This window comes from Streptomyces sp. NBC_01244 (assembly GCF_035987325.1).
Taxonomy (GTDB): Bacteria; Actinomycetota; Actinomycetes; order Streptomycetales; family Streptomycetaceae; genus Streptomyces.
Window position 1 is genome coordinate 747,726 of sequence record NZ_CP108488.1, and the last position, 20,865, is coordinate 768,590.

At 73.2% G+C, this 20,865-nt stretch carries 22 protein-coding genes; 11 read left to right on the plus strand and 11 right to left on the minus strand.

Translation table 11 applies throughout. The annotated features are described in order from the left end of the window. Positions 1-19 precede the first annotated feature (19 nt). Complete coding sequence (locus OG247_RS03160) at positions 20-169, minus strand: hypothetical protein (RefSeq protein WP_327250721.1); 150 nt, start codon at positions 167-169, stop codon at positions 20-22. A 108-nt stretch (positions 170-277) separates the two neighbouring features. On the opposite strand from OG247_RS03160, the gene OG247_RS03165 reads away from it, so the two are divergent. Both OG247_RS03165 and OG247_RS03170 read left to right on the plus strand, forming a co-directional pair. After that, the gene (locus OG247_RS03165; protein ID WP_327250722.1) at positions 278-1,330 is read left to right on the plus strand and encodes a zinc-binding dehydrogenase; all 1,053 of its coding nucleotides are present in this window, start codon (positions 278-280) and stop codon (positions 1,328-1,330) included. 199 nt (positions 1,331-1,529) lie between these two features. After that, a complete protein-coding gene (locus OG247_RS03170; protein WP_327250723.1) occupies positions 1,530-2,279 on the plus strand; it encodes a phosphatase PAP2 family protein in 750 nt (249 codons plus the stop codon). A gap of 18 nt (positions 2,280-2,297) precedes the next feature. Here OG247_RS03170 and OG247_RS03175 read toward each other — a convergent pair whose 3' ends face one another. Then, complete coding sequence (locus tag OG247_RS03175; RefSeq protein WP_442813211.1) at positions 2,298-3,440, minus strand: DUF2330 domain-containing protein; 1,143 nt, start codon at positions 3,438-3,440, stop codon at positions 2,298-2,300. Between the two features lie 268 nt (positions 3,441-3,708). Between OG247_RS03175 and tmpA the strand changes: the two genes are divergently transcribed. Both tmpA and OG247_RS03185 read left to right on the plus strand, forming a co-directional pair. Beyond that, complete coding sequence (gene tmpA, locus OG247_RS03180; protein WP_327250724.1) at positions 3,709-4,833, plus strand: 2-trimethylaminoethylphosphonate dioxygenase; 1,125 nt, start codon at positions 3,709-3,711, stop codon at positions 4,831-4,833. Continuing rightward, the gene (locus OG247_RS03185; RefSeq protein ID WP_327250725.1) at positions 4,830-5,426 is read left to right on the plus strand and encodes a phosphonate degradation HD-domain oxygenase; all 597 of its coding nucleotides are present in this window, start codon (positions 4,830-4,832) and stop codon (positions 5,424-5,426) included. Before tmpA ends, OG247_RS03185 begins: the two co-directional genes overlap by 4 nt. Before the next feature lie 33 nt (positions 5,427-5,459). On the opposite strand, the gene OG247_RS03190 is transcribed toward OG247_RS03185, so the two are convergent. Next, on the minus strand, positions 5,460-6,230 hold the full coding sequence (locus OG247_RS03190) for a GntR family transcriptional regulator (protein ID WP_327250726.1): 771 nt from the start codon (positions 6,228-6,230) through the stop codon (positions 5,460-5,462). A 172-nt stretch (positions 6,231-6,402) separates the two neighbouring features. On the opposite strand from OG247_RS03190, the gene OG247_RS03195 reads away from it, so the two are divergent. Together OG247_RS03195 and OG247_RS03200 are read left to right on the plus strand one after the other, a co-directional pair. Beyond that, positions 6,403-6,789, plus strand: coding sequence for a cupin domain-containing protein (locus OG247_RS03195; RefSeq protein WP_327250727.1), 387 nt, complete (start codon positions 6,403-6,405; stop codon positions 6,787-6,789). Positions 6,790-6,853: 64 nt separating this feature from the next. Next, positions 6,854-7,345, plus strand: a complete 492-nt coding sequence (locus OG247_RS03200) for a hypothetical protein (RefSeq protein WP_327250728.1) — start codon at positions 6,854-6,856, stop codon at positions 7,343-7,345. 10 nt (positions 7,346-7,355) lie between these two features. Here OG247_RS03200 and OG247_RS03205 read toward each other — a convergent pair whose 3' ends face one another. From OG247_RS03205 to OG247_RS03225, 5 genes are read right to left on the minus strand one after another with little or no spacing between them, the layout of a single operon-like run. Then, positions 7,356-8,021 carry an HAD family hydrolase gene (locus tag OG247_RS03205; RefSeq protein ID WP_327250729.1) on the minus strand — a complete coding sequence of 222 codons (666 nt, stop codon included), beginning with the start codon at positions 8,019-8,021 and terminating at the stop codon, positions 7,356-7,358. Continuing rightward, positions 8,018-9,160, minus strand: a complete 1,143-nt coding sequence (locus tag OG247_RS03210) for an ABC transporter ATP-binding protein (protein ID WP_327250730.1) — start codon at positions 9,158-9,160, stop codon at positions 8,018-8,020. The genes OG247_RS03205 and OG247_RS03210 overlap by 4 nt, the downstream gene beginning before the upstream one ends. Before the next feature lie 5 nt (positions 9,161-9,165). Then, on the minus strand, positions 9,166-10,200 hold the full coding sequence (locus OG247_RS03215; RefSeq protein ID WP_327250731.1) for an ABC transporter permease: 1,035 nt from the start codon (positions 10,198-10,200) through the stop codon (positions 9,166-9,168). Beyond that, positions 10,188-11,096: an ABC transporter permease gene (locus OG247_RS03220; protein WP_327250732.1), complete on the minus strand. Its 909-nt coding sequence runs from the start codon at positions 11,094-11,096 to the stop codon at positions 10,188-10,190. The genes OG247_RS03215 and OG247_RS03220 overlap by 13 nt, the downstream gene beginning before the upstream one ends. Further along, positions 11,096-12,265 (minus strand): ABC transporter substrate-binding protein, encoded by a 1,170-nt coding sequence (locus OG247_RS03225; protein ID WP_442813212.1) that lies wholly within the window; start codon positions 12,263-12,265, stop codon positions 11,096-11,098. The genes OG247_RS03220 and OG247_RS03225 overlap by 1 nt, the downstream gene beginning before the upstream one ends. Before the next feature lie 280 nt (positions 12,266-12,545). Between OG247_RS03225 and OG247_RS03230 the strand changes: the two genes are divergently transcribed. Next, a complete protein-coding gene (locus OG247_RS03230; RefSeq protein WP_327250733.1) occupies positions 12,546-13,292 on the plus strand; it encodes a GntR family transcriptional regulator in 747 nt (248 codons plus the stop codon). A 62-nt stretch (positions 13,293-13,354) separates the two neighbouring features. On the opposite strand, the gene OG247_RS03235 is transcribed toward OG247_RS03230, so the two are convergent. Further along, positions 13,355-14,827, minus strand: a complete 1,473-nt coding sequence (locus OG247_RS03235; protein ID WP_327250734.1) for an FG-GAP and VCBS repeat-containing protein — start codon at positions 14,825-14,827, stop codon at positions 13,355-13,357. A 159-nt stretch (positions 14,828-14,986) separates the two neighbouring features. After that, positions 14,987-15,820 carry a reductase gene (locus OG247_RS03240; protein ID WP_327250735.1) on the minus strand — a complete coding sequence of 278 codons (834 nt, stop codon included), beginning with the start codon at positions 15,818-15,820 and terminating at the stop codon, positions 14,987-14,989. Positions 15,821-15,891: 71 nt separating this feature from the next. On the opposite strand from OG247_RS03240, the gene OG247_RS03245 reads away from it, so the two are divergent. Further along, positions 15,892-16,872 carry a LysR family transcriptional regulator gene (locus OG247_RS03245; protein WP_327250736.1) on the plus strand — a complete coding sequence of 327 codons (981 nt, stop codon included), beginning with the start codon at positions 15,892-15,894 and terminating at the stop codon, positions 16,870-16,872. Between the two features lie 47 nt (positions 16,873-16,919). On the opposite strand, the gene OG247_RS03250 is transcribed toward OG247_RS03245, so the two are convergent. Continuing rightward, positions 16,920-17,573 (minus strand): hypothetical protein, encoded by a 654-nt coding sequence (locus OG247_RS03250; protein WP_327250737.1) that lies wholly within the window; start codon positions 17,571-17,573, stop codon positions 16,920-16,922. Positions 17,574-17,772: 199 nt separating this feature from the next. Here OG247_RS03250 and OG247_RS03255 point away from each other — a divergent pair, with 199 nt between their 5' ends. The 3 genes from OG247_RS03255 to OG247_RS03265 all read left to right on the plus strand — a co-directional run bounded on the left by OG247_RS03255 (position 17,773) and on the right by OG247_RS03265 (position 20,858). After that, positions 17,773-18,540 (plus strand): 3-hydroxybutyrate dehydrogenase, encoded by a 768-nt coding sequence (locus OG247_RS03255; RefSeq protein ID WP_327250738.1) that lies wholly within the window; start codon positions 17,773-17,775, stop codon positions 18,538-18,540. A 131-nt stretch (positions 18,541-18,671) separates the two neighbouring features. Continuing rightward, the gene (locus tag OG247_RS03260) at positions 18,672-19,331 is read left to right on the plus strand and encodes an NADPH-dependent FMN reductase (RefSeq protein ID WP_327257330.1); all 660 of its coding nucleotides are present in this window, start codon (positions 18,672-18,674) and stop codon (positions 19,329-19,331) included. Positions 19,332-19,412: 81 nt separating this feature from the next. Next, on the plus strand, positions 19,413-20,858 hold the full coding sequence (locus tag OG247_RS03265) for a glyceraldehyde-3-phosphate dehydrogenase (RefSeq protein WP_327250739.1): 1,446 nt from the start codon (positions 19,413-19,415) through the stop codon (positions 20,856-20,858). Positions 20,859-20,865 lie beyond the last annotated feature (7 nt).

Here is a 20,865-nt window from a genome sequence, read left to right on the forward strand (position 1 = left end):
CTCCCGGGTGCCGCTCGGGCTACTTGATGACCTCGACCTTCTTGTCGCCCGCGGCCGCGTGGGCCGACGCGCTCGCGCCGAGGGCGGTGACGGTCACGGCGAGCAGGACGGATACGGCGGCGGCCGTGGCGCGCTTGTGGGTCGCCTTGCGGGTCGTCTTGCGGGTCATGGGGTCCCCCTGATGGTGTGTGGTGGTCGTCCCGGCAGCTTCGCATCCGGGCCCGGGGCCGACAAGGGAGCCCGGGCCGGACGGATCAGACGAGTGGAGGCGGTCGGCGTGCGCGTTGTGGTGTTCGAGCGGTACGGGGAGCCCGGCGCGGTGCGGATCGTGGCCGATCCGGTGCCGCCCGTGGGTGGGGTGGTCGTACGGGTCGAGGCGACGGGGCTGTGCCGCAGTGACTGGCACGGGTGGATGGGGCACGATCCGGACATCACGCTCCCGCACGTGCCCGGCCACGAACTGGCCGGTGTGGTCGAGGCGGTGGGCCCGGGAGTCTCCAACTGGCGCGCCGGGGACCGGGTGACGGTGCCCTTCGTCTGCGCGTGCGGAAGCTGCGCCGAATGCGCCGCCGGGCAGCACCAGGTGTGCGCCAGGCAGACGCAGCCCGGGTTCACCCACTGGGGGTCCTTCGCCGAGTACGTGGCGCTGGAGCACGCCGACGTCAATCTGGTGGCCGTGCCCGGGGAGCTCTCGTACGACACCGCGGCCGGACTGGGCTGCCGGTTCGCGACGGCCTTCCGGGCCGTCGTCGCGCAGGGGCGGGTGGCGCCGGGCGAGTGGGTCGCCGTACACGGCTGCGGCGGGGTGGGGCTCTCGGCCGTGATGATCGCGGTGGCGGCGGGAGCCCGGGTGGTGGCCGTGGACACCGCACCGGAGGCGCTGGAGCTCGCGCGGGCCTTCGGGGCCGCGCACTGCGTGGATCCGCGGCGGGGCGACGCGGCCGAGGCCGTACGGGAGTACACGCGCGGCGGTGCGCACCTGTCGCTGGACGCACTCGGCTCCGCGGCCACGGCGGCGGCGTCGGTGGCCGGCCTGCGCCGGCGCGGGCGGCACGTGCAGGTCGGGCTGCTGCCCGCGGCGCGGGGGGTCGCGGCGCTGCCGATGGAGCGGGTCATCGGGTGGGAGCTGGAGATCCTCGGCAGCCACGGGATGGCCGCGCACGCCTACCCGCCGATGATGGAACTGGTCCGCTCCGGAGCGCTGCGGCCGGACCTGCTGGTCAGCTCCACGATCCCGCTGGACGGGGCGCCGGCCGCGCTGGCGGCCATGGGTACGGCGCCGGGACCCGGAATCACGATCATCCGGCCGGGGGCCGACGCGCGGAACTGAGCCGGGCGGCCGGGCTCCTGGGTTCGCGGGGCTTGTGGTGCGGGGAGGGCATGGCTACATTCCTTGATTACACGTGTAAGCACGAGATGTGGCCACACCGCAATCGGCCACACCCCTCGGCACGCGCCACCCCATCCCCGCACCCCTCGTCACCCCTCGTTCCCCTCTTTTCCCACCCGCCGCGAGAGGCAGCACAGCCATGTCCACGATCCCCGTCGACCCACCCCTCGAAGCCGGCGCACCCGCGTTCGCGACGGACCGGGGCAGCAGGGGCACCGGCACCGTCACCCTCGGAATCGCGCTGCTCGGCTCCGCCGCCGCGCTCGCGCTCGTCGTGCGGAGGGACGTCGCGCGACCGCCCTTCCAGGGACTCGACGACCGCTGGCTGTCCTGGATGGGCGGACCGCACGAGGGGTTCCCCTCCGTGGTCGCCACGCTGCTGAACTGGTTCGGGGGCCCGGTGGGCGCCGTCGTCCCGCTCGCCCTGCTGCTCTTCCTTCTCGTCCGGCGGCGCTGGGTGTCGGCGGGGTTCCTCTTCCTCGTCTACATGGCCGGAAACATGCTCGTCGTACAGGGCCTCAAGCACCTGGTGGACCGGCCGCGCCCGGAGAATCCGCTGGTCAGGGTCGACCACGGCTCCTTCCCCTCCGGGCACGCGGCCAGTGCGGCGCTCCTGGTGGTCATCGTCGGCGCGCTCCTCGTCCCGGCCGCCCGGCGCCGGGCATGGTGGATCGGCGGCGCCGTTTTCACGCTGGCCATGATGTGGAGCCGCACCTGGCTGCACGCGCACTGGCTCAGCGACACCGCCGCCGGGGCGGTGGCCGGCGCGGGGGCCGGGCTGGTCGCCTGGTGGCTCTGCGCCCCGGCCCTGGCCCGGGAGGCCGGGCGGAGCGCGGAGCGTGCGCGCGTCCGGCTGCGGTCGGCGGAAGCCCAATCCCCCGCCCACTGACGGCGGGAGCCGCGCCGGTCACGCGTGCGGGCTCCCCGGCACGGCGGCCGTCCGGCCGCGCCGCAGCCGCAGCGCGGTCAGGACGGCCACCAGGGCCGCCATCGCCAGCGTGCCCCCGAGGGTCAGGATCCAGACCGGGACGCCGCCGGCCGTGAGCAGCTCGTCGGTGTAGTCGACCCGGCGGTACGGGGCGTCCGCGGCGGCGGCGCGCAGTTCGTGGTCGCCGTCGATCCGGGACGGGGCCGGGAAGCTCTGGTCGATCGCCGTCAGGAACACCGGCTCCGCGCCCGCGAATTCGGCGACCGGTCCCGTCGGGGTGATCCGCCCGGCGAAGGTCACCTCGGGTGCGTTGCCGCCGATCGCGGAGACGGGTTCCATGCGGTGCTCGGCCAGGACGTACAGGCCCAGGGACTGGGCTGTGGAGGCCAGCCGCGACAGCCGCATCGGGTAGACGAGCCGGTCGCTCTCGAAGCGGATCAGGAGCGGGTCCAGGGTGCCGCTCAGGGTGGCGCCGGGGTCCCGGGGGGCGAGGCGTACGGCGACGTACTCCCAGCGCTGGTCCACGTACGGCTTCAGCTCGGCGGAGAGCCGGGCGGGGAGCTCGAAGCCGTTCGACCCCAGCCAGTCACCCAGCGCTTCGGGGTCGGTCGCGGTCAGGCGGGCCACCTCGAAGTCGCCGAGCCGCTCCCGGCCGATCACGCCGACCCGCGGCTCGCCGTTGCCGGGCGGCGCCGCTCCGGCCGCGTCCCCCCGCCCGGAGTCGAGGGGCCAGTCCCCGCGCCGGGGCCAGAAGTAGCCGCGGGTGCGGTACTCGGGTCCGGTCAGGTCCACCAGCTGCGGGAAGAGCGCGACGTCGCCGAGGCGCACCGTGGCCCGTCCCGGCACCGGCATGATCCAGGCGGCCCGCTTGGCGTCGCCGCCGACCGTGAACCGCATCGCCACCTGTTCGATCCGGCCGTCCCAGCGGACCACGGAGGCCTCCCGGGAGACTCCGATCCGGGAGCTGCCGTCGGGGACCATGGCCCCGCAGCCGCAGGCGTGGGCCGGGCTGACGAGGGACCCCAGCTGGGTCGCGAGCAGGGCTAGCAGCAGGAGTCCGGCCCTCCGCCTGATCCACAGGGCCGCCTGAGCCTTCGCCGCCCGCAGCCTTGTATGCCACACCGTTGCCGTCCGCCCCGTTGCCGTCCGCGCCCTTGCCGCCCGCGCCCTTGCCGCCCGCACCGTTGCCGTCCGCACCGTCTCCCCCACGCTCCTCGCTCAGCGGTCCGCGGGCACATGCGTCCGCGGGCGCGTCTCCCCGGGCCCGTCCGCCCCGGTCTCAGACGGCCGGCGCCGCGATCCGGTTCCGGCCATCTGTGCGCCACCTGCCGGTCACCTGTTCCTGTCACGCTGCGGGCACCCCGGAGTTGTATATACAACTTTCCCGAGCATGGCAGGAGCCACGATGTCCGTACCGGCGATCACCCGCCCGCCCGCGCCCTGGCTGCGCGACAACTGCCCCTGTGCCGAGTGCCGTGACCCGCGTACCGGCCAGAAGCTGTTCCAGATCACCGAGCTGCCCGCCGGCCTGGCCGTCGGCGCCGTGCGCGAAGCGACCGCCGCCGACGGCGGGCCCGGCTGGGAGGTGGAGTGGCAGCCGGACGGGCACCGCTCCGTGTACCCGGCCCGGTGGCTCGACTCGCACGCCCCGGACGGGCCGGCCTACCGCGCGGCCGGGGACGGGCGGACCGAGGCGGACAAGGAGCTGTGGGCGGCGGCGGACCTGGACGGGCGGATCCCGGAGGCCCGCTGGGACGCGTACATCGGCTCGCGCGAGACCCGCGAGCAGGTCCTCGACGGCGTGGTCCGGCTGGGCTTCGCCCTCCTGCGGGAAGTCCCCTGCCGGGACCGGATGGTGCTCGACGTGGCCCGCACCTTCGGCTTCGTCCGCGAGACGAACTACGGGGAGCTCTTCGAGGTCCGCGTGGAGGCAGACCCCAACAACCTGGCGTTCACCGGCGCGTTGATCACCCCGCACACCGACAACCCCTACCGGGATCCCGTCCCGACCCTCCAACTGCTGCACTGCCTGCGCAACGAGGCTCGGGGCGGCGACTCCGGGCTGGTCGACGGCTTCCACGCCGCCGCGCTGCTGCGCGAGCGGGATCCGGAGGCCTTCGCGGTACTGACCCGCGTACCGGTGGAGTTCGCCTTCGCCGACGCCCGCTGCGAACTGCGCGCCCACCGGCCGCTGATCGACGTGGACCCGCTCGGGCGGATCCGCGAGGTCCGCTTCAACAACCGCTCCATCTCCACGCTGCACCAGCCCGCGGCCGTACTGGAGGAGTTCTACGCGGCCTACCGCCTCTTCGGCGAGCTGCTGGAACGGCCCGAGCTGCGGCTCGACTTCAGGCTCGCGCCCGGCGACTGTGTGGTCTTCGACAACACCCGCCTGCTGCACGCCCGTACCGCCTTCGCCGAATCGGGCGGACGCCACCTCCAGGGGACGTACGCCGATCTCGACGGGCTGCTCTCCACCCTTGCCGTCCTGCGCCGCGAAGGAGCCTCCGCGTGAACGCCTCCGAGGCCACCGACCCCTCCGGCGCCCCCGCCGTCGGCGCCGTCGACGCGCTGGCCCGCCTCTTCGAGGGCGAGGGCAGCGCCGAGTACTTCGGCGAGGCCGTCACCCAGGCCGGGCACATGCTCCAGGCCGGGGCCCTCGCCGAGGCCGCCGGGGCCCCCGCCCACCTGGTGGCGGCCGCGCTGCTGCACGACATCGGGCACTTCCACGGAACCGTGACCGGCCGCGACCTGATGGAGGGCGGGCAGGACAACCGGCACAGCCACACCGGGGCCGACTGGCTGGCCCGGTGGTTCGGGCCGGAGGTGACCGAGCCGGTCCGGCTGCACGTGGCCGCCAAGCGCTACCTGTGCACGGCCGAGCCGGGCTACTTCGACCTGCTCTCGGAGGCCTCCGTACACACCCTGCGCGTCCAGGGCGGCCCGATGACCGCCGAGCAGGCGCTGGCCTTCGAGGCGCTGCCGGGGGCGGCCGACGCGGTGGCCGTGCGGCGCTGGGACGAACAGGCCAAGGACCCCGAGCTGACCACTCCGGACTTCGACCACTTCCGGCCGCTGCTGGAGGCCCTGCTGATCAAGAACGCCTGATCAACGCCTGATCAACGCCTGATCAAAGCCTGGTCAGGAACCGAGCTGTCGGCCCAGCGCGCTGGCCGCGGAGGTGTGCACGGTGAAGGCCACCGTCCCCGGCAGGTAGCGGTCCTGCGACCACTCCACCGGGACCCCCGCCGGGTCGGTGGAGCGGCGCCGTTCGCGCAGCAGGGCCTCCCCCGCCGGGCAGCCCAGCAGCCGCGCGTCGGCCGCGTCGGCCGCCGCGATGTCGATGGTGTGGTGGGCGTCGGCGAAGAGGACTCCGTGCCGGGCGAGTTGCTCGGAGTAGGAGACCGTGTCCGGCGGCATGCCGGCGACCAGGGCGCCGACCGGCTCCGGGTACGTCGTGCGCTCCACCATCACGGGGGCTCCGGACAGGGTGCGCAGCCTCAGTACGCGGTACACGGGGGCGCCCGCGTCGATCCGTAGCTGCTCCGCCTCCTCGGCGTCGGCCCCGCCGCGGTCCACGGCCACGGTCCGCCCTCCGGGCTCCTGGCCGAGGGAGCGGGCCCAGCGGGTGAAGCTACGGAGCTCCGCGACTCCCCCGGCCTCCCCCGCGCCGCCGCCGAGGACGACCCGGCGGGTGCCGCGCCGCGAGGTGATCAGCCCGTCGGTCCGCAGGGCGGCGAGGGCCTGGCGCACCGTACCCCTGGAGACTCCGTAGCGGCGGGCGAGCTCGTCCTCGGCGGGAAGTCGCGCGCCGGAGCCGTACTCGCCCGCCGTGATGGCGGTCCGCAGGTCCCCGGCGACCTTCAGGTAGAGCGGTGTCCTGGGTGCTGGGTCGCGCGGTGCCTCGTTCACGGACACAGCCTGTCATGGTCGGGGCGAGGCGAAAGGCCCGGGAGGTCGGGACGTTTCGCCCGGTATTGAGATGATGCCCGTCGTCTAAATTCGAAGCGTGACCGGAGGGACCGGTGGCCGTGGCCCGGCCCGCGCGGCGCGGGCCGCGCACCAACGCGTAGAGGAACCACCCATGTTCGGCATGACCATCGACACCACCCCCGACACCACCGCCGGCGGCCCGACGCTGCGCCTCGACCCCGAGGGCGGTCCGTTCCGCGCGCTCGCGGCGGTCCGGATCCAGGTTCCGGCCGGCGGGACGATCCCGGCCCACGCGCACGGGGCCTCCGAGCTGCTGCTCACGGGCGTCGCCGGGACGGTGGAGGCCTCGTGCGGGTGCGGTGCGAAGACGGTGGCCCCGGGCACCTTCGCGATGCTGCCGGCCGGCAAGGAGGTCACCCTGGTCAACCACGGCACCGAGCCGGCGACGGTCCTGGCGGTGTTCTCTCAGAGCGAGTTCACGCAGGGGCTGCCGCGCGCCGCGGCGAAGGGCTGCGGCTGCCAGGGGCACGGCGGCTGACCTCCCGGTCCCCTTCGGGCGGGCCGCTCTTTACTGGCCACCGGCCTGATCCCATACTTCTCCCGTGAGAACGACGGAGAAGCAGCCCCGCACCAGCCCTCTGGTGCCCGACGCGGTGGCCCGGGAGATCGCCCGGCACGACTGGAACTCCATCGAATGCGGCTGCGGCCGCCCGGCCGGTCATCTCGGTCATCTCGCAGACACCTTGTGGGACGCTGCCGAGGGGCATCCGGCCGCCTTCCGCGCTTTGGAGGGCCACGCCTTCCACACCGGCGTCCTGCGGCCGCCCGCCCCGGCGGTGTGCGGGGTCCTGATGGCCGTCTGGTTCGCCGGCCCGCCCCGGCAGTCGACCCGCGAGGCCCTGCTGTGGGCGCTGCTGCGCCTCCTCGGCGCCGAGGACGACGGTTCCTCGCACGAGGCCGGTCTGTACGGCCAGTGCGCCGCGCACATCCGCTCCGGCCTGCCCGGACTGCGCGACACCGTGGCCCGGTGCCCGGGCTCCGAATCGGCCGCCTACGCGGACGGAATCCTGAGCCTGCTCGACCTCACCGGCTAGCCAGGTCGCGTCACACCCCCAGCGGAGCGACCAGGCAGGCCCGCAGGGTGTCCGGGGTGACCTCGGTGAGGGAGGACGCGAAGGTGCGTACCGGCGACGGGGGGACCTCCAGCAGGGACGGGACCACCAGGACTCCGCAGCCGGCCGCCTCCGCCGAGGCCGCGCCGTCCGGGGAGTCCTCGACCGCCACGCAACTCCACGGCTCCGCGCCGAGGCGCGCCGCGGCGGCCCGGTAGGGGTCCGGGTGCGGCTTCGTGAGGGACGTGTCGTCGGCGGAGAGCGTGAAGGCGAAGGGGACATGGGCGAGCGAGCCGCCCACCACCGAGTCCACGACCACCCGCGGCGAGGCGCTGACCAGTGCGAACGGCAGGCCATCCGCTTCCAGGGCGGCCAGCAGCCGCTGCGCGCCCGGCCGCATCGGCGCACCCTGCTCGACGCGGCCGAAGAAGCTGTCGGTCAGGGCCCGCGCCACCTCCTGTGCCTCCCCCGCGCGGGCGACCCGTACGAGGTGCGCGGCGGTGTCCTCCACCGCGCGGCCGACCACCTCGGGCGCGTCCGCGTCGGTCAGGGCGTAGCCCAGGCCGGCGGCGATTTCCGCGGTGGTCTGCCACCACAGGACCTCGGTGTCGACGAGGGTGCCGTCCATGTCGAAGAGGACGGCGGCGAGTCCGATCATGAAGCTTCCCCCGTGTCTGAGGCGGTGGCCGTGGCCGTGGCGGTGGCGACGACGAGGACGGGGCGTTCGGCCAGGCCCACGGTCGCCCGCGCTCCCGGTACGAGGGCTCCGGCCTCGCGCGAGGGCAGGTCGGCCTTGATCCGGATGCCGTCGGGCAGGTCCAGGTGGAGCCGGGTCACCGACCCGAAGAACGAGGCCGACACGACGGTGGCTGCGCCCTCGGTGCCCTCTGCGGCTGCCGTCACCGTGATGTTCTCAGGCCGTACGAGCACCTCGACGTCCGGGGTGGAGGGCACCGGGCCGTCCACCGGCAGCCGGGAGCCGGCCACTTCGACCGTGCCGGAGCCGGACAGCCGTCCGGGGAGCCGGTTCATGGTGCCGACGAACTCGGCGACGAACGGGGTCGCGGGCCGCTCGTACAGTTCGGCGGGGGCGGCGCACTGCTCCAGGCGGCCCGCGTTGAGCACGGCGACCCGGTCGGCCATGGACAGGGCCTCCTCCTGGTCGTGCGTGACGAACACTGTGGTGATGCCCAGGGAGAGCTGGAGCCGGCGGATCTCCTCGCGCAGGCTGGCCCGTACCTTCGCGTCGAGCGCGGAGAGCGGCTCGTCGAGCAGCAGGACGCGGGGGCGCAGGGCGAGGGCACGGGCGAGCGCGACGCGCTGCTGCTGGCCGCCGGACATCTGGTGCGGGTAGCGGTCGCCGTGGTCGGGCAGGCCGACCAGGTCGAGGAGTTCGGCGGCGCGCTCGCGGCGCGCGGCCGCGCCGACCTTGCGGACGCGCAGGCCGAAGGCCACGTTGTCGCGGGCGTTGAGGTTGGGGAAGAGGCTGTACGACTGGAACACCATGCCGGCGTCGCGGCGGTTGGCCGGGATCCGGGTGATGTCCTTTCCGTCGAGCAGTACTTCGCCGGAGTCGGGCTGTTCGAAGCCGGCGACGACGCGCAGCGCGGTGGTCTTGCCGCAGCCCGACGGGCCGAGCAGGGCGACGAGTTCGCCGGGCTCGATGGTGAGGTCGAGTCCGTCGAGGGCGACGGTGGAGCCGAAGGCCCGGCGCAGGCCCCGGAATTCGACGCGCGCTCCGCCGGGGGCCGCTTCGCCATCCGCGGACTTCCTGGCCTCGGGAAGGGTGAGGGACATGCGGGTCAGGACTCCTTGCCGGAGGTACGGGAGGTACGGGAGGTACGGGAGTTGCGCGAAGGCCCGGGGGACACGGTAGCGGGGGCGGTGCCGGCCCGGGAGAGGAGGAGCAGCAACAGCCAGGTGATGAGGAGGCTGAGGACGGAGACGGCCACCGACATGCGGGCGTGCGCTCCGGAGATCGACACGATCCACACGGCGAAGGGCTGGAAGCCGAGCAGCGAGGCGATCGTGAACTCTCCGAGGACCAGGGCCAGCGTGAGGAAGCCGGCTCCGGCGAGGGCGGCCCGCAGGTTCGGCAGGATCACGCGCAGGACCACGTACGGCCAGCTCGCGCCACAGCTGCGGGCGGCCTCGACCAGGGTCGGGACGTCGACGGCGCGCAGGCCCGCGTCGAGGGAGCGGTAGACGAAGGGCAGGGCGAGCACGGTGTACGCGAGGACCAGGACGACGGGGAAATCCGGGTTCTGGACCGCGAGGAAGGTCTGGTAGAGCGGGGTCGTCGAGAGGTGTTCGGGACCCCAGCGCAGCACCGTGGTGATACCGGTGACCAGCGCGATCGGCGGCACCACCAGCGGCATCATGCACATCACCTCGACGACCGGGCGCAGGCGCGGCGAGCCGATGCGTACGGCGACCAGCGCGGGCACGGCGAGGAGCAGCGAAGCCGCGATGGTCGCGGCTGCGAGGCCCAGCGAGAGCAGCAGGCTCTCGGTGAACCCTTCGGCGGAGAGCAGTTGGGTGTACGCCTCGAAGCTGATGCCCTGGCCGGGGACGTGCACGGTGAACACGAAGGAGGCGAGGAGCGGGAGGACGAAGTACGCGCCCGCGAGCGCGAGCACCGCTCCGCGCCACACCCGGGGCCGGGTGCGGGGGCGCGGCCGGCGCGGCGCACGGGCCGGGGGCTCCTGCCGGTCCCGCTCCCCGTCCCGGGCGGCGACGGCCGGACCGGCGGCCGGGGCGGCCGTGGTGTGCGCGACGGCCGTGGCCGCCGGGGCGGCCCCGTCGTTCGGGGCGGGCGTCGGGGTCATCGCAGCCATCGGGCGCTCCGTCGCTGGAGGGGCAGGTAGACCGCCATGACCAGGCCGGCGATCACGATCATGTCGAGGCCGAGGGCCAGGGCCACGTTCTCCTGGCCGGTCAGCACGTTCCCGGACAGGGCGTCCGCGATCTTGAGCGTCACCAGCGGGACGGAGCCGCCGACGAGGGCGGCGGCCGTGGCGTGCGCGGCGAAGGCCGTGCCGAAGAGCAGCACGAACCCGCCGAGCAGGGAGGGCGCGAGGACGGGCAGGCCGACGTGGCGCCAGAACTGCCATCCGGTCGCCCCGTTGTTCTGGGCGGCCTCGCGCCACTGCGGGCGCAGTCCGTCCAGCGCGGGGACGGTCACCAGCACCATGAGCGGAGTCAGGAAGTAGAGGTAGACCACGGTGAGGCCGGTGAAGGAGTAGAGGTTCCAGCCGAGGCCGGTCAGGTCGGCGAGCTGGGTGACGACCCCGGAGATCCCGACGGTGGCGATGAACGCGAAGGCGAGCGGGACCCCGCCGAAGTTGGCGAGGACGCCGGAGGCGGTCAGCGTCGCCCCGCGCAGGGCGCGGGAGGGGGAGGTGACGACGGCCTGCGCGATGAGGACGCCGAGCACGCCGGCCACGAGTGCGGTGAGGGCGGAGAGCTGGACGCTGCCGATGAGCGAGCCGAGGTAGGGCCCCTGGAGGGAACGGGCCAGGTGCTCGCCGGTCGCTTCGGTGGCGCCGCTCACCGGGTCCGTACGGGTGACCGCGCCGAAGGCGATGGCGCCCAGCGGGACACCGAAGCACAGGGCGGTGAAGGCGAGGAGCGGGAGGGCGGCGAGCCAGGTACGCGGGCCGCGCCGCCGGCGGCGGGTGGTGCTGCCGCCGGCGGTCCCCGTCGAGTGGGGGAGGGTGGTGGAGGCGGACATCAGCTGAGGGCCTTGTCCCACTTCTCGGCGAGGGTGGCCTTGGCCTTGTCCAGCTCGGTGGAGGCCGGGAAGGCGGGGGTGCCCTGGACCTGCGGGAGCTTGGTGACGGCTTCCTTGTCGACGGTGCCGGCCTGGGTCATTGCGGGCAGCAGCACGGGGCGGGCGAAGCCCTTCAGCCACAGGTTCTGGCCCTCGGTGCTGTAGAGGAACTCCATCCACAGGCGGGAGGCCGCCGGGTGGGGGGCGTCCTTGTTGATGGCCTGCGAGTAGTACTGGGCGTAGACGCCGTCGGTGGGGATGGCCACCTTCCAGTCGACGCCCTTGCCCTTGAACTGCTCGGCGTAGCCGGCGTTCAGGTAGTCCCAGTCGATCGAGATGGGGGTCTCGCCCTTCTCGACGGTGGCCGGGGTGGACTCGACGGGGATGAAGTTCCCGCTCTTCTTCAGCCGACCGAAGAAGTCGATGCCGGGCTGGATGTCGGCGAAGGAACCCTTGTTGGCGAGGGCCGCCGCGTAGACGCCGCCGAAGGCGGAGCCGGACTTGGTCGGGTTGCCGTTGAGGGCGACCTTGCCCTTGTACTCGGGCTTGGCCAGGTCCGCGAAGGACTGCGGGCAGTTCGGGATGCGGGCGGCGTCGCAGCCGATGGAGACGTAGCCGCCGTAGTCGTTGTACCAGCGGGCGTCCGCGTCCTTCTGGGCGGCGGGGATCTGGTCCCAGGCGGTGACCTTGTACGGGGCGAAGAGGTTCTCGGCGGCGCCGCTGCGGGCGAAGGCGATGCCGAGGTCCAGGACGTCGGGGGCGCGGGTCTGGCCCTTGCGGGACTTGACGGCGGCGATCTCGTCGGCGCTGGAGGCGTCCGGGTTCTCGGCGTTGATCTTGACCTTGGGGTACTTGGCCGCGAACGCCTTCTGGATCTCGCCGTAGTTCGCCCAGTCGGCGGGCAGCGCGATGACGTTGAGCTCGCCCTCCTTCTCGGCGGCCGCGACGAGGCCCTCCAGGCCGCCGAAGTCGGCGACCGAGGTGGCGGCGGCGGGCTGGGTCTTGTTCTTGCCGTCGCCACCGGCGGAGCCGGCGGCCTTGTCGGGTGCGGCGCCGCACGCGCTGAGCGTGGTGAGCACGGCGGCACTGAGCAGAACGGCCGCACCGCGACGGGCGGAGGAACTGAGCACGGTCTCTCCCGGAGACGAAAACGCATGAAGAACGCGTGGAGGGGGATTCACTTGTCTGAACAAGTTGGCTCCAGTTCGCCCTGGGTCGCTGTACGGACGGTGAACGGCGGCTGTCCCCCGGAGCACGTCTCGACGAAGACCGGAGAACGGCCGGATACAACCGTGACGGACAGACCTCAAGATGATCTTCAGGGTCGGCACGGCCTAGGCTTGCGGGCGGGCGACGTACTCCGGGCGGCAGGGCCTGCACACACATCCACGCAAGGGGGAACAGGACAGCATGGCTACGGTGCGGTATCTGGAGATCGCCGAGGCGCTGCGCCGGTCGATCCTCTCCGGCCAGTACCCGGTGGGTGCCCAACTGCCCTCGGAGAGCGATCTGGCGGCGCTCTGGTCGGCGTCCCGCGGGACCGTCCGCCAGGCCGTGGCGACGCTTGCCGCCGAGGGGCTGATCGGTTCCCGGCAGGGGGCCCGCAGGATCGTCCTGCGCCACGAGCGCAAGCACAGCTTCGGTGAGCTCAACAGCTTCGCCCAGTGGGCCGAAGGGGTCGGCCACCAGGCCGCGAGCCGCTTCCTGTCGCGCACCCGCCGTCCGGCCACCGCCGAGGAGGCGGACCGGCTGGCCCTGCCGGCCGGCACGGAGGTCCTCGCCGTACTGCGGCTCCGGTTGCTCGACGGGGAGCCGACGATGATCGAACGGACCGCGTACGCCGACTGGGTCGCGGCGGCGGTCGAGGCGATGCCCGAGGACTGCCGCTCCGTCATGGACGGGCTGGCGAACGACTCCGGCATCGTCGCCCACTACGGCGAGCACCTCATCGACGCGCTTCCGGCCGGCAGCGAGGACGCCAGGCTGCTGGAAATCCGCCGCGGCAGCCCGCTTTTGCGCCAGCGGCACGTCTCCGCGACCCGCACGGGCCGCCCCATCGAGTGGTCCGACGACCGCTACCGGGCGGGAAGCGTCACCTTCAGTGTGAACAACTCGGCAGTAGCAACTCCGTTGGAGCGCCGGGCCGGGGACCGCTAGGCCCGCGTCGCGCCGCCGGCCCCTGCCCCCCTGGGCTCCCGGGCCGGCGGCGCGGCGGCTCGTCAGCGGGCGAGTACGCCGAACTGGGGGCCGGTGCCGATCTGCGCGTCGGTCGGCGGGTTGACGACGCGGGTGGGCGAGGTGCCGGCGACCTTGCCGTCCTTCGTGCCGACGGACCAGACCTGCGGGACGGTCGCCGCGACCGCGAAGGTGATCTCGGGCTGCTTGTCGTTGTTCAGGTCGGTGACCTTGAGCAGCGTGGGGATGCGGTACGTGCCCGCGGGGATGGGCAGGCCCGGCGCGTTGTGGGCGTACCAGGAGGCCCCGGTGCCGGTGACGCCCTTGGCCGTGCCCTTCAGCACGTAGAGGCCGCCGCCGGTGACCTCGCCCTTCCGTTCGCCCGGGGCACCGACGATCAACTCGGCATATCCGTCCAGGTTGAGGTCGGCCGCGGCGACGGACTGGCCGAAGCGGTCGCCCGTGCCCACGCCGCCCGGGATTCCGAGGGTGTCCTCGGTGAACGTCTGGTAGCCGCGGGATTCGTTCACACCCGTGGCGGAACCGAAGCTGACCCGGACCAGACCCGCCGCGCGGATGGTATCGATCTGGGTCTCCGAGTCGCCCACGGCGATGTCGCCGTAGCCGTCCTTGTCGAAGTCACCGATGGCGACGCTGCCTCCGCCGCGCATGGTGACCGGGGTGAGGCGCAGTCCGGACGTCCCGCCGAAGAGCACGCGGCCCCGGATCGGTGCGCTCGGGTCCTGCCTCTCGCCGAGGACGACGAGGTCGTCGATGGCGCCCTTGTTGATCCGGCCCACCGCGATCCGGTTCTGCGCCTCTCCCGGCAGGAAGACGGGGTACTGGCGGCCGAGGTCCAGCCGGTGGGTCGAGACGGGCGACCCGTCCGCCGTGAAGGGGCCCCGGAACAGTTCGAGCGTGGTGGAGTAGCCGACGAGGAGGTCGGTCTTCCCGTCGCCGGTGAAGTCACCGGCCTTCAGGACGACGCCGAAGCCGACCCTCTTCAGCGGGTCGGCCAGTGAGATGGCGTCCTTCAGCCCCGTGGGACTGCCCCAGATCAGGGTGACGTGGCCGGGCCGCGTGCCCCGGTCGTAGTTGTCCCGGGTGCCCACGACAAGGTCCGCGTAACCGTCGGCGTTGAAGTCGCCGGTGGTGAGGACCTCACCGAAGCGCTGGCCCTCCTTCGGGTCGCCCGGCATTCCGGGGCTGTTCTGGGTGATGACCTTCAGGCCGGTCTTCTGGGCCCCGTACTTGCCGCCGTAGGAGACGGTCACGTAGCCCGCGTTGCCCACCGCGGTGGTGGTCCCGTCCACGCCCTTGACGTTCACGACGGCGTCCGGGGCGCCGATCGCCAGGTCGTGGTAGCCGTCGCCGTTGAAGTCGTCGGCGTACCGGGTGGCCGCGGGCCCGGCGGCGACGGCCGCCTCCGCCTGCGCGCCGGTGGAGACCAGCAGGCCTCCGGCAAGTGTGGTGACCGTCGCGGCGAGCGCGATGGCGTGACGGGTGTGGTGTCGCACGTCCGTTTCCCCCTGGAGATTCGATCGACCATTCACTCCTAAGACCCCTGCCGCGCCAGGACGGTTGTACGGGATCGCGCGCCATCGCGGTTCGGCGGTCCCACCCGGAGCCGGTCCGTGCCGGAGCCGGTCCCTGCCGGAGCCGGTCCCCTCCGGTGATCATCGCTCGATCCCCGCGGCCGTCTCACCGATGGCCTCCGGGAGCCAGTCCTCGAGCCGCCCGAAGCGGAAGCCGAGGGCGGCGGCCCGGCCGTTGTCCATCGCGTAGGCCCGGTCGAAGGAGAACGGCGAGGCCTCGGTCCCGGCCGCGACGGTCCGCAGGCGCGGTGCCCGCCCGACCCGCTCGGCCACGGCCCCGGACAGTCCGAGCACGTCGAGCTCCCCGTGCGAGGCGGCGTTCACCGGCCCGGTGAAGTCCCGCTCCCCCGCCCAGCGGAGGAAACGGGCGATCTCGTGGTGGTGGATGAAGGAGGTGGGGTACGGGGCTTTGTGCACGGCCACCGGGATCCCGGCGCCGATCCGCTCCACGTAGTGCGCGAGGCGGCCGGTGAACTCCGCCCGGCCGCCGCCGAGTACGTGCGCGGCGCGCACCGCCACGAGGCCGAAGGCGGGCTCCGCCCCCAGCACGTCCTCGGCCCGCCGCTTGCCCTCGGCGTAGGCCCGCGCCTCGGGGGTGGGCGGCGCGGGGTCGTGGACCTCCATCGTCGAGGTCATCACGTACCGCCCGGTGCGGCCGGCGAAGACGCGGCGGGCGGTCTCCGCCTGCCCGGGCGTGTAGCAGACCTGGTCGAAGACCACGTCGAAGGTGCGCTCCCCCAGCGCCGCGCGGAGCCCCGCTTCGTCCTCCCGGTCGGCGACCAGGTGGCCGACGCCCCGGGGCGGGGCGGTGGAGCCCCGGTTGAGGACGGTCACCTCGTTCCCGGCGTCCCGCTCCAGGGTGACCAGGTGCTTTCCGAAATAGCGGCTTCCGCCGATGACCAGGATCTTCTTCATGTCCGGGACTCTGCCGCTGTACCGTCCCCAGCGGAACTACCGGAATGCTGTTCTCGTCGTAAGGAAAACTGATGATCGATGTGCAGCGGCTGCGCATCCTGCGCGCCGTGGCCGAGCACGGCAGCTTCAACAAGGCCGCCGGGGCGCTGCTCCTGACGCCCTCGGCCGTCTCCCAGCACATCGCGGCGCTGGAGCGCGGCCTCGGTCACCCCGTCGCCGTGCGCAGCACCCGCGGGATCACCCTCACGGAGCCGGGCCGGCTGCTGGTGGAGGCGGCGGAGGCGGTGTCGGCCGAGCTCGACCGGGTGCGCCACGAGATCGACCGGGTCACCGCCGAGCGGCCCCGGCTGACGGTCGCCACCTTCGTGAGCGGGGGCCGGAGGCTGCTGCCGGGCGCGCTCGCCTGGTTCGTCGCCGCGCATCCGGAGGTGGAGCTGACGGTCCTGGAGGCCGAGCCGGAGGAGGCGGTGCCCATGGTCCGCTCGGGCGCCGCCGATCTGGCGCTGACCTACCACTTCGACGGGCCGCTTCCGCTGCGTCCCGGGGCGGCGCTCGACTGGCTGCCGCTGACGGAGGACCCGCTGGCGCTGGTCCTGCCCCCGGGGCACCGGTTCGCCGGGCGCGCGTCCATCGCACCGGCCGAGCTCGCCTCCGACCGCTGGGTGCTGGGCTGCCTCAAGACCGGGGCGTACCTGCGCCGGTACGCGGAGCGGGCCGGTTTCGAGCTCCGGGTGGCGGCTTCCACCACGGACTACTTCTTCGCGCGCTCCCTCGTAGCGGCGGGGGTCGGCGTCGCGCTGATCCCCCGGGTCGCGCTGCCGCCGGGGGACGGGGCTGCGGCCGGGGACGGAGGCCGGGGCGGGGACGGAGACGGGGGCAGGGACGGAGACCGGGGCGGGGATCGCGACCCGGACACCGCCCGCGTGACCGTCGTACCGGTCGAACCCCCGTCCCCCGCACGGCACATCGGGGTGCTGTCCGCGCGCCGCCGCCGTCCCCATCCCTACGCGGCGGCCCTGTCCGAGGCCCTGACCGGGATGGTGCGCGGCTGAGCCGACCGGCCCAGGGGGGGCGTCTTGCCGGTCAGGCCGGCGACCGGTCAGGGAGCGGCGGTCATCTGGCCCTCCAAGGTGGTGGGCTGCTCGCCCTTCGTGACGGTGACGGGAATGCCCCCGGTGGCCTTCTCCAGCTTCGCCTTGAACTCCGCCGACGCGGCGCCCTCCTTCGTGGAGGTGACCTCGACCGCCGCGCCGTTGCTTCCGGAGACGCTGTAGATCGGGAAGCCCATCTCCAGATCGATCAGCTTGTCCCCGGCGGCCTGGAGGGTCCGGTGCGGGTACTTGCTCAGGTACAGGTCGGCCAGGGCCGGGTCCGCTTCCGGATCGGCCGCGTGCGCCGCCGCCACGAGGAGCCGGCCGCGGGCGAGGTCGGTGACGCAGAGGGCCACCCGGCCCGACGGGTGGTCCACGATCTGGGTGGAGTAGACGTCGGCGAAGTCGCCGTAACCCTGCTCTCCGATGGCCTGCGAGAGCCGCTCGCCCTCGGGGGTGTTGACCGGGGTGCCGTCGATCAGCATCGGCGGCGACTGTGACGCGGTGGGGTCGATCACCGGGCACGGTGCGGCAGCCGCGGGCGGGGCGGGCGCCGCCACGGGATCGGCCTTGTCGGCCACGCCGGACTTCCCGCAGCCGGTGAGCAGCACGGCGGCGGCGCCCACGCACACGGCCGCGGTGACGGCCGCCTTCGTCTTCATCACCCGCAGGTATCTTTCGCTGGCTCGACGCATCGTCGGTCCCCCTCGTTCTCCGGTGCCGGATCGGCACGGCTCTGACGCATGCCCGGCTCCGCCGGTTCCGCGTCCGTCCCCATGGTGATCGCCTCCATACGGGCGGCTCAGAGTATGGGGGGCGGCGCCGTGGGCGCCACAGCCGGCCCTCCCTACGCTTCGGGCCATGACGAGCGAACCTCCTTCCCACACCGGCCTCCCGGGGCGCGTCGCCCTGGTGACGGGCGGCGGCAGCGGCATCGGCCGGGCGTGCGCGGTGGCCCTGGCCGAGGCCGGGGCCGTGGTGCACGTGGCCGACGTCGACGCGGCGGCGGCCGAGGCCGTCGCCGGCCTGGTCGGCGGGCACGCCCACGTCGTCGACCTGGCCGATCCGGCCGCCATCGGGGAACTGCCCGCCGCCGTCGACATCCTGGTCAACAGCGCCGGGCTGCAGCACGTCGCCCCGATCACCGAGTTCCCGCCCGAGCGCTTCGCCCTGATCCAGCAGGTGATGGTCACCGCGCCCTTCCTCCTGCTGCGTCACGTGCTGCCGCACATGTACGCCGCCGGCTGGGGCCGGGTGGTCAACATCTCCAGCGTGCACGGGCTGCGCGCCAGCGCGTACAAATCGGCCTACGTGGCGGCCAAGCACGCTCTGGAGGGGCTGAGCAAGGTCACCGCGCTCGAGGGGGCCCCGTACGGGGTGACCAGCAACTGCATCAGCCCCGGCTACGTCCGCACCCCCCTGGTCGAGGGGCAGATCCTGGACCAGGCCGCCGCCCACGGCATCGACGCCGGGGACGTGCTCCGCGAGGTGCTGCTGACCCGGTCGCCGATCAAGCGGCTCATCGAGCCCGAGGAGGTGGCGGCGGCCGCCCTGTGGCTGTGCGGCCCGCACACCGGATACGTGACGGGCTCCTCGCTCCCCCTGGACGGCGGCTGGGGCGCCGGCTGACCCCGTCCGGGTGACAGCCCGTGCGCCGCGCCGCGGGGAGTGCCGGCGGGTCCCGTACGGTCCCGCACGTGACCGATGCGAACCAGCCCCAGAGCCCGAAGTTCCCGACGGACCCGGCCGCCCCGGATTCCCTGAACGTCACCACCGGACCCGACCCGCTACGGGTCCTCGTCCTCGCCGGGTCCTCCCGCGAGGGCTCCGTGAACGCCCGGCTGGCCGCGCTCGTCGCCGGTCAGGTCGAGCGGTCGGGCGCCGTCGCGGACCTCGCCCGGATCGGGGACTTCGTGATGCCCACCTACGACGGCGACGCCGAGCAGGCCGACGGCCAGCCCTCCGGGTCGGCCGCCCTGCGCGAGCGGCTGCTCGCGGCCCAGGCCCTGGTGATCGCCTCGCCCGAGTACAACGCCTCGGTGCCCGGCGTCGTGAAGAACGCCGTCGACTGGGTGTCCCGGTTCCGGCCTCAGCCCTTCAAGGACAAGCAGACCCTGCTGGTGTCCGCCTCTCCGTCGATGGTCGGCGGGAACCGCGGACTCTGGGCGCTGCGGGTTCCGCTCGAACACCTGGGGGCCCGTGTCTACCCCGACATGTTCAGCCTCGCCATGGCGCACTCGGCCTTCGGCGAGGACGGCGAGCTGACCGATCCGGGCCTGCGCGAGCGGCTGGCCGACACGGTCGATTCCTTCCTCGCGCTCGCCGAGGCGGACACCCGCTACCTGTGCCTGCAGCGCCGCTGGTACGAGTTCCTGGGCGACGAGAGCAACGCTCCCGTGACCCAGCGCGCGGAGGGCTGACCTCCTGCTCAGGGGGTGCCTGAAGGAGCGATCCGCGCGCGGGTTAGCATATGAGCGCCGCCTAGCTCGAAAGATAATTCTGTGACTGTCAATGACGACTCGTTCACCAACTGGAAGAACCGCGAGAAGATCGCGGAGTCGATGATCCCGATCATCGGCAAGCTGCACCGGGAGCGGGACGTCACGATCCTGCTGCACAGCCGCTCCTTGGTGAACAAGTCCGTGGTGAGCATTCTCAAGACCCACCGTTTCGCGCGCCAGATCGACGGCGAGGAGCTCTCGGTCACCGAGACCCTGCCGTTCCTCCAGGCGCTCACCACCCTCGACCTGGGTCCCTCGCAGATCGACCTCGGCATGCTCGCCGCGGCGTACGCGACGGACGACCGCGGTCTGTCGGTGGAGGAGTTCACCGCCGGCGCCGTCTCCGGCGCCACGGGTGCCAACAAGATCGAGCGCGGGGAGGGCCGCGACGTGGTCCTCTACGGTTTCGGCCGCATCGGCCGCCTCGTCGCCCGCCTGCTCATCGAGAAGACCGGTTCCGGCAACGGCCTGCGCCTGCGTGCCATCGTCGTCCGCGGCGGCGGTGAGGCGGACCTCGTCAAGCGCGCCTCGCTGCTGCGCCGCGACTCGATCCACGGCCAGTTCCAGGGCACGATCACCGTGGACGAGGCGACCAGCACGATCATCGCCAACGGCAACGAGATCAAGGTGATCTACGCCAACGACCCGTCCGAGGTCGACTACACGGCGTACGGCATCAAGGACGCCATCCTCATCGACAACACCGGAAAGTGGCGCGACCGCGAGGGGCTCTCCAAGCACCTGCGCCCCGGTATCGACAAGGTCGTCCTGACGGCTCCGGGCAAGGGCGACGTCCCGAACATCGTGCACGGGGTCAACCACGACACGATCAAGCCGGACGAGCAGATCCTGTCCTGCGCCTCCTGCACCACCAACGCGATCGTCCCGCCGCTGAAGGCGATGGCGGACGAGTACGGCGTTCTGCGCGGCCACGTGGAGACCGTCCACTCGTTCACCAACGACCAGAACCTGCTGGACAACTACCACAGCGCCGACCGCCGCGGCCGCTCCGCGCCGCTCAACATGGTCATGACGGAGACCGGCGCCGCCTCGGCCGTCGCCAAGGCGCTGCCCGACCTCAAGGCCCCGATCAGCGGCAGCTCGATCCGCGTCCCCGTCCCGGACGTCTCGATCGCGATCCTCAGCCTGCGCCTCGGCCGCGAGACCACCCGCGAAGAGGTGCTCGACTACCTCCGCGAGGTGTCGCTGACCTCTCCGCTGAAGCGCCAGATCGACTTCACCACGGCGCCCGACGCGGTCTCCAGCGACTTCATCGGCTCGCGTCACGCCTCGATCGTCGACGCGGGCGCCACGAAGGTCGACGGGGACAACGCGATCCTCTACCTCTGGTACGACAACGAGTTCGGCTACTCCTGCCAGGTCGTCCGGGTCGTCCAGTACGTCTCCGGGGTCGAGTACCCGACCTACCCGGCGCCGGCGGTCTGATCCCCCA

Bases quoted from the DNA above. Each gene is read 5' to 3' on its own strand.
- tmpA (WP_327250724.1), top strand. From the start codon at position 3,709: ATGGCAGGAGCCACGATGTCCGTACCGGCGATCACCCGCCCGCCCGCG.
- OG247_RS03215 (WP_327250731.1), bottom strand. From the start codon at position 10,200: ATGGCTGCGATGACCCCGACGCCCGCCCCGAACGACGGGGCCGCCCCG.
- OG247_RS03160 (WP_327250721.1), bottom strand. From the start codon at position 169: ATGACCCGCAAGACGACCCGCAAGGCGACCCACAAGCGCGCCACGGCC.
- OG247_RS03230 (WP_327250733.1), top strand. From the start codon at position 12,546: ATGGCTACGGTGCGGTATCTGGAGATCGCCGAGGCGCTGCGCCGGTCG.
- OG247_RS03245 (WP_327250736.1), top strand. From the start codon at position 15,892: ATGATCGATGTGCAGCGGCTGCGCATCCTGCGCGCCGTGGCCGAGCAC.
- OG247_RS03255 (WP_327250738.1), top strand. From the start codon at position 17,773: ATGACGAGCGAACCTCCTTCCCACACCGGCCTCCCGGGGCGCGTCGCC.
- OG247_RS03250 (WP_327250737.1), bottom strand. From the start codon at position 17,573: ATGAAGACGAAGGCGGCCGTCACCGCGGCCGTGTGCGTGGGCGCCGCC.
- OG247_RS03205 (WP_327250729.1), bottom strand. From the start codon at position 8,021: ATGATCGGACTCGCCGCCGTCCTCTTCGACATGGACGGCACCCTCGTC.
- OG247_RS03170 (WP_327250723.1), top strand. From the start codon at position 1,530: ATGTCCACGATCCCCGTCGACCCACCCCTCGAAGCCGGCGCACCCGCG.
- OG247_RS03220 (WP_327250732.1), bottom strand. From the start codon at position 11,096: ATGTCCGCCTCCACCACCCTCCCCCACTCGACGGGGACCGCCGGCGGC.
- OG247_RS03240 (WP_327250735.1), bottom strand. From the start codon at position 15,820: ATGAAGAAGATCCTGGTCATCGGCGGAAGCCGCTATTTCGGAAAGCAC.
- OG247_RS03210 (WP_327250730.1), bottom strand. From the start codon at position 9,160: ATGTCCCTCACCCTTCCCGAGGCCAGGAAGTCCGCGGATGGCGAAGCG.
- OG247_RS03195 (WP_327250727.1), top strand. From the start codon at position 6,403: ATGTTCGGCATGACCATCGACACCACCCCCGACACCACCGCCGGCGGC.